7 protein-coding genes and 1 pseudogene are annotated in these 5281 nt (G+C 41.8%); all 8 read right to left on the reverse strand.

Annotated elements, in window-relative coordinates:
- Window positions 1-640: phage tail protein (locus tag JWG45_RS10710; protein WP_205279748.1), on the reverse strand; the 640-nt coding region annotated here is incomplete at its 3' end.
- Window positions 637-1851 (reverse strand): baseplate J/gp47 family protein, encoded by a 1215-nt coding sequence (locus JWG45_RS10715; protein WP_205279749.1) that lies wholly within the window; start codon window positions 1849-1851, stop codon window positions 637-639. The genes JWG45_RS10710 and JWG45_RS10715, both read right to left, overlap by 4 nt.
- On the reverse strand, window positions 1851-2195 hold the full coding sequence (locus JWG45_RS10720) for a GPW/gp25 family protein (protein WP_205279750.1): 345 nt from the start codon (window positions 2193-2195) through the stop codon (window positions 1851-1853). The genes JWG45_RS10715 and JWG45_RS10720 overlap by 1 nt, the downstream gene beginning before the upstream one ends.
- Window positions 2192-2875 carry a Gp138 family membrane-puncturing spike protein gene (locus tag JWG45_RS10725; RefSeq protein WP_205279755.1) on the reverse strand — a complete coding sequence of 228 codons (684 nt, stop codon included), beginning with the start codon at window positions 2873-2875 and terminating at the stop codon, window positions 2192-2194. The genes JWG45_RS10720 and JWG45_RS10725 overlap by 4 nt, the downstream gene beginning before the upstream one ends.
- Window positions 2875-3693, reverse strand: coding sequence for a phage protein (locus tag JWG45_RS10730; RefSeq protein WP_205279752.1), 819 nt, complete (start codon window positions 3691-3693; stop codon window positions 2875-2877). Before JWG45_RS10730 ends, JWG45_RS10725 begins: the two co-directional genes overlap by 1 nt.
- Window positions 3690-4028, reverse strand: coding sequence for a phage baseplate plug family protein (locus JWG45_RS10735; protein WP_205279753.1), 339 nt, complete (start codon window positions 4026-4028; stop codon window positions 3690-3692). Before JWG45_RS10735 ends, JWG45_RS10730 begins: the two co-directional genes overlap by 4 nt.
- Before the next feature lie 8 nt (window positions 4029-4036).
- Window positions 4037-4687 (reverse strand): phage baseplate protein, encoded by a 651-nt coding sequence (locus JWG45_RS10740; protein WP_205279754.1) that lies wholly within the window; start codon window positions 4685-4687, stop codon window positions 4037-4039.
- Window positions 4687-5281: pseudogene (locus JWG45_RS10745) on the reverse strand (LIC12611 family phage tail protein); the annotation flags it as partial. The pseudogene JWG45_RS10745 and the gene JWG45_RS10740, both read right to left, overlap by 1 nt.

The raw sequence follows: 5281 nt of genomic DNA on the forward strand, positions 1-5281 counted from the left end.
AACCGTTGAGTGGCCACGTTCCGTCCAAGATTGTTGATCGAAGAGCAAAACCGTAAAGCCTTCCTGATAAAGTAGAAGTCTCGAATCGATAGTTTATAATCGAACGAACGCCACCGGCGCGAATTTGAGCGATCGCTTTGTTAAACTCCGGAGCGACTACAACGGTATCAATGGAGCCGGAAAAGATAACTCGAATTGTTGCAGGTCTTTTTGAACTTCCTGAAAGCGGATACTCTCCGTTGAGTGTCAATGATCCGTCCAGATACATCGGAACTCCGGAGTAGCATAGCTCTTGAATCTCATATAACGTTCCAGTTCCAGCGAGAATCTGAGAACCAATTTCGTTCATGGAATAGATGTCGCCTTTGGATTTTTGTTTCTGTCTTGCGATGGAAAGAAAGATGCGATACCTGAAATCATCCATTCCGTTCCGTGGTTGCTTCAGATTCTTTCCAATAAGATCAAGAATCGCTCCGTTTTGAATTCTATAATCAGTCGGTCCTTTAATCGATTCTAAAACAGAGCGCACTTCGTTTAACAAATCGAGATCCGCTTTCCATTTCCTTCCGATTTCAGAGTCAGGATCACGGGTAAAGAGAGAGGTCGGATATTTTTGAAGGACTTCGTCGATCGTCTTCATACAAAATTGACCTGAATGTTAGCTGTGACGAGTTTTGCTCTTTGACGACTGCTAATCGGAAGTTCATCTAACGTTCCAGGCGAAGAAAGCCCGACTTTAACCGACATAGATTTGATTCCAAGCACCTTGACCGAATCGTATTCAGAAAGACCGCTTTGGGAAGCGATCAACTTCCAAGCGAATACATCCTCGCCGGTTCCGTCTCCTTTGTAGGAAGTTGAAATGGGTCCGATCGTATCGACACCGCCAATTACTTTGATACAATTCGTTTTTACGATAGATTCGGAACCCGTTTCCCAAAGTGAAAGATCTCGAACGATGTCGATCTTAACAAAAATCGGAACATCAGTCGGACGATTGAAGTAGTAGGTCCGAGGAACTCCTTTGTTATCTATCAGAGTCGTCGTCTCAGATCCCATCGATTCAATTCCACCGGGCCAATTCTTTAAGAAGCAATCTCCAATTTCAGTAGGAGTTCCCCCCTCGATCACCGCTTCCATTGAGTGAGGATTTCGACCCTCTACATCCACAAAGTCACCAACGTTTTCGTAGACTCTTGCAGAGAGAACTGATTCGATATTATTTAAAGCACCTTGAACGTTCGCGGCGGAAGATCCTCCGTTTACACCTTCCTCAAGAAAGCGATTTAGAAATTCTATGTCCGTCTCAATTGTCCTTCCCCCGCGTGCTGGTTCTGGATTCGTCACTGAGTCAATTCCGATCACGGCTGTGTTGATCGTAGTAATCGAATTCGCTTCAACGTTTCCGGAAATACCGTAATCAATGAGCAAGGCTTGTGCGTTGAGAAGGACAATCCCTCCCGAAACGGTTCCAGACTCGATCGTTATAAACTGCAAACCATTCCCAGTTTGACAGATCGTCCCTATGTTTACAAAAGATCCGTTCACTCCTGAAAAAAGAAGGCCGACGATCGCTCGCTTTGCTGGTTGTCGCTCCGATCCTAACGGATTGAGAACTCTATCGAGAGAAACGCCTTTTGCAGTATAAGCGAAGTTGGAATAGAAGATGTCTTCCGCAAGTTGATGAATTTCATCTAACTCGTCGGCAAGGATGCGCATTCTTACTCCGTCTTCGCTTACGATCGATAGGTCGATGTCGGACCCAAGATGAGTTCTATACTTTGTTTCCAAGTCGGAAATGATTTCTTCTCTGGATTTACGAATGAATCCTTGTTCTGTGACGCCAGCCATTACACTACCTCCGTTATGATTCCAAATTCTGTAATCGCTGAAAACTGAATTGATAGAGTCCTTCCGTTTTCCGGGTTCTCAATCGTCTCAAGGTTTTCCAGAGAAATGGTTTCAGGATCTTTCAAGATGACTCTTTTGATTTCAAACAACACTCTCTCTTTCGGAATCTTCGTTGAAAATATAGTAGTCCAATCAACGCCGGTTAACGGTTCAAAAATCGATTCTCCAAGAGTGAGTCGAATAGAATGTTTGATTCTCTGGGAGTAATATTCTAAACCTTCGATTACGACCGGCTCACCATTAACTCGAACGATGTCTCGATTTTCAATTTTCAATCCTTTCATCCTATCTTTACCTTTCCTGAAAGAATTTGTTCTACTTCTGCTTTTCTTAAATTGAGTTGAGTTAAAACGGACGCCGCGAGACCGGCCGGTGAACCGGGAACAGTATTCGTTGTGAATGCAGAAGCGTTGTTTATGAAAACATCGAGAATCATTTTTAGAAGTTCTGCTAAGGTTTCTCCTAAGACCGAAGATTCAGAAAGATCAATGAGTCCGCCTCGGATCTTTATTGTATCATCGTCGAGTTGGATCAGAGATTTACCTTGCTTGTGTCCGATCAATAATCCTGAAAGATTCGAAGTGATTGCAGGTGCGTCGAATTCTCCCTTGAATCCAGATTGCACACAAGCACTTTGAAGATCGAATAACGATTCAGAAGCTACCGAGGAAATCCCACGAACTGCGTCGGACGTATCATGAGTTGAGAACGAAACCCAAACCTTATCCCCACGTTTGTAGTCTGGCTTTATGAAGAAATCACCGGCCCACAAGGTTCCTACTCGAATATTCGAAAGAACCGGGAAGTCAACTTCCTGACCTTGACTATCTTTCTGTTTCAATAGCAATCTAACGTTAGCTGTCATCAAAGAAGAATTGAAAGATTCAATGGTCCCAGGTAGACCGACTTGAACTTGAGATAGGCTTTTCTTAAGAGCTTTTAGAATTGCTTCGTCAAGAGTAATCATAGAGGCAATACCTCTAACTCAGTGTAGTTCGTAGTTTGAAAAGTGGAGAATCGATGCTTTCCTTTTACGATTCTGCATTCTCCATCCAGACTTCCGCCTTTTACTGCAATCACTTGATTCAATTTAAACTTGTGACGAAAAAGACTCGTAACCTTCCAAGTCTTTTGACTCTTCTCAGGAACTCCGATAAGCCCGGCGGTATTATCTAAGAAAATTGTGCTCGGTTTGGATGGCGGATCAAGAGGGGAAATGTGTAACAGCCCGTCTTGCATCCAGTATTGAGAGTGAGTCAATTCGCAAAAACTTTTAATACATTCGCCTAATGTTCTCGTTGCGCTAAAGTTGATAACTCTGTTTTCACCTAATACTATTGTTCCCGGTTTAATATTGCCTTGAGTTAGAATATCGAGGATTACCGTTTGAGCAGGAAGCCTACTATACGTTTTCATAATATAAAAACTGTTCAATGATCCGGCGTTTGCGGAAATTGTGAATTCTAATATTTTGTTAGGTCCATCTTTTCTGAATTTTGGATAGATCACTTCTCCCGAAACTACGAGACCATTCTCGTCGTTATATCCAGCACTCAGTAACGCTGTCGGGTAAAGGAAACTTGCACCTTTAGATTTTGCTCCAACCAATTGGATCGTGTCCTCATTCACGTTAAATAGAGAGACCTTTGTCAAATTTAACGCTGAAAGATCAGATTCGAATTCAAGATTGAAAGGAGGATACGTGAACTCTTTTCCAAGTCCTACCTTCGGAAGAATTTCCAAAGAAACGGTTCTGCCAAAGAGTTTTGGATTTCCGATCATGTTTCCTCCACTATATAAATTTGCACAGTTGAGCCAAAAGTTGCTTTGTTCACTGGGACTTCGATAAATTCGTCTCTATACAAATTTTCCAGGTCTAAGGGAATTAGTTTAATATGATTTGGAAAGCCTTCGACTACAGCATGGTTTAGAGGAACACCATGTATGAGTTTTGAGGAGAATAACGTTTTGCCTTCTGAATTGCGAACCAAAACAGAAATGAAGTCACCAATCGAGTTGTAGTTAAACTCAAACTCAAAATCCTTTCCATCGATTTCATATTCATTCCGAATTGGAAAGGTGTCTGAGATAAAAGGTATGTATTTAAACGTTGGCATTGATTGATTTAACCTGGGATAGCTGCTTTAAAAAAACTCTTTTGTTTTGCCGGGCTTGGATTTTCAGATTTTTCAGTTTCTTTTACTGGCTTTTTACCACCCGATTTTACGGCGTTTAAATTTCTTGTTTTTGCTTCCACAATTTGAACCGGGTAAATAGAAAGATTTATACTAACGTCATCGCCAGTATCTTTAGATTCAGAAAATGTAATGTCTCCTAAAAGAAGATTTGGAATTTCATCGATGGATCTGCCTAAATACCGTTTGTCGGGATCATCCGGAGGAACATACCGAAAAAAGGAAGGAAGCATGGAGAGGATTTTAGTGATGATCCCGCCTGTTGTATAACCGAGCATCGTTAAGAAAGTTCCATTCGTTTGCCAACGAATCAAGGTTTCTAACTTGTCGTCCACCTTCATCTTTGTAAGAGAGGTGATCGAGAATGAAGATGTGACGAGAGCGGACAGAGTGATTCCTCGTTGTCCAGGAATTACATGATCTGTAACCGAGGTTTTCCCTTTTTCCTTTTCAATCGGATGTTGCGTTATCTCAGCCGGATAAGCATGTTGTAAATCAAAGGAAACATTGAGTTCTACTTCGTCGTCTCCATCCGTTAAGGCAACTGTATCCCGTCCTGTGATTTTACTTAAGACTCCCATCAAATAGCCTCCGGAGAAACGCCTGCACCAAGACCAATTTTGATTGCAATCTTTTCCAGTTCTCGTTCTAAATACTTTGCGAATACATGAGCGTTTTCTTGGGGGGAATCAGATCCTAAAATCACTTTCTCAATATTGACGATGATTCCTCCGGAAGATTTTGATCTTCCAAGGGAACCTAAATCTTTTACGGCAACTAAATTGTCATCGGGATGAGTATGGATCACTCGACCGGTCTTTGTGATGATAGCGTCTTGAACATTTGTCACGTTATCCGCCTTACCGGGCGTTCCTGCATTGAAAAATCCAGATGGCAAAAACCCGCTCAATGCTTCTCTGATTTTTGGACCAATCGCCTTGAACAGATTTTCAATGATAGAAGGAAGGGACTTAAACCATTCGATAATCTCATCGAAGTAAGCGAATATGAAAGAAACCGGAAAGAGAGCCATGATGATAAATTTCCCGTATTTCTTTGCCAAATTGATCAGATAGTCGAACGCTTGACCAAAGAGTTTTTTCAAATCGAAATCTTTAAACGGACCTAAGAAGTCGCCAATGATTGATTCCCCTCCATCCATCCAAACAAGAAGA

Source organism: Leptospira ainlahdjerensis, assembly GCF_016919175.1.
GTDB classification, from domain to species: Bacteria; Spirochaetota; Leptospiria; order Leptospirales; family Leptospiraceae; genus Leptospira; species Leptospira ainlahdjerensis.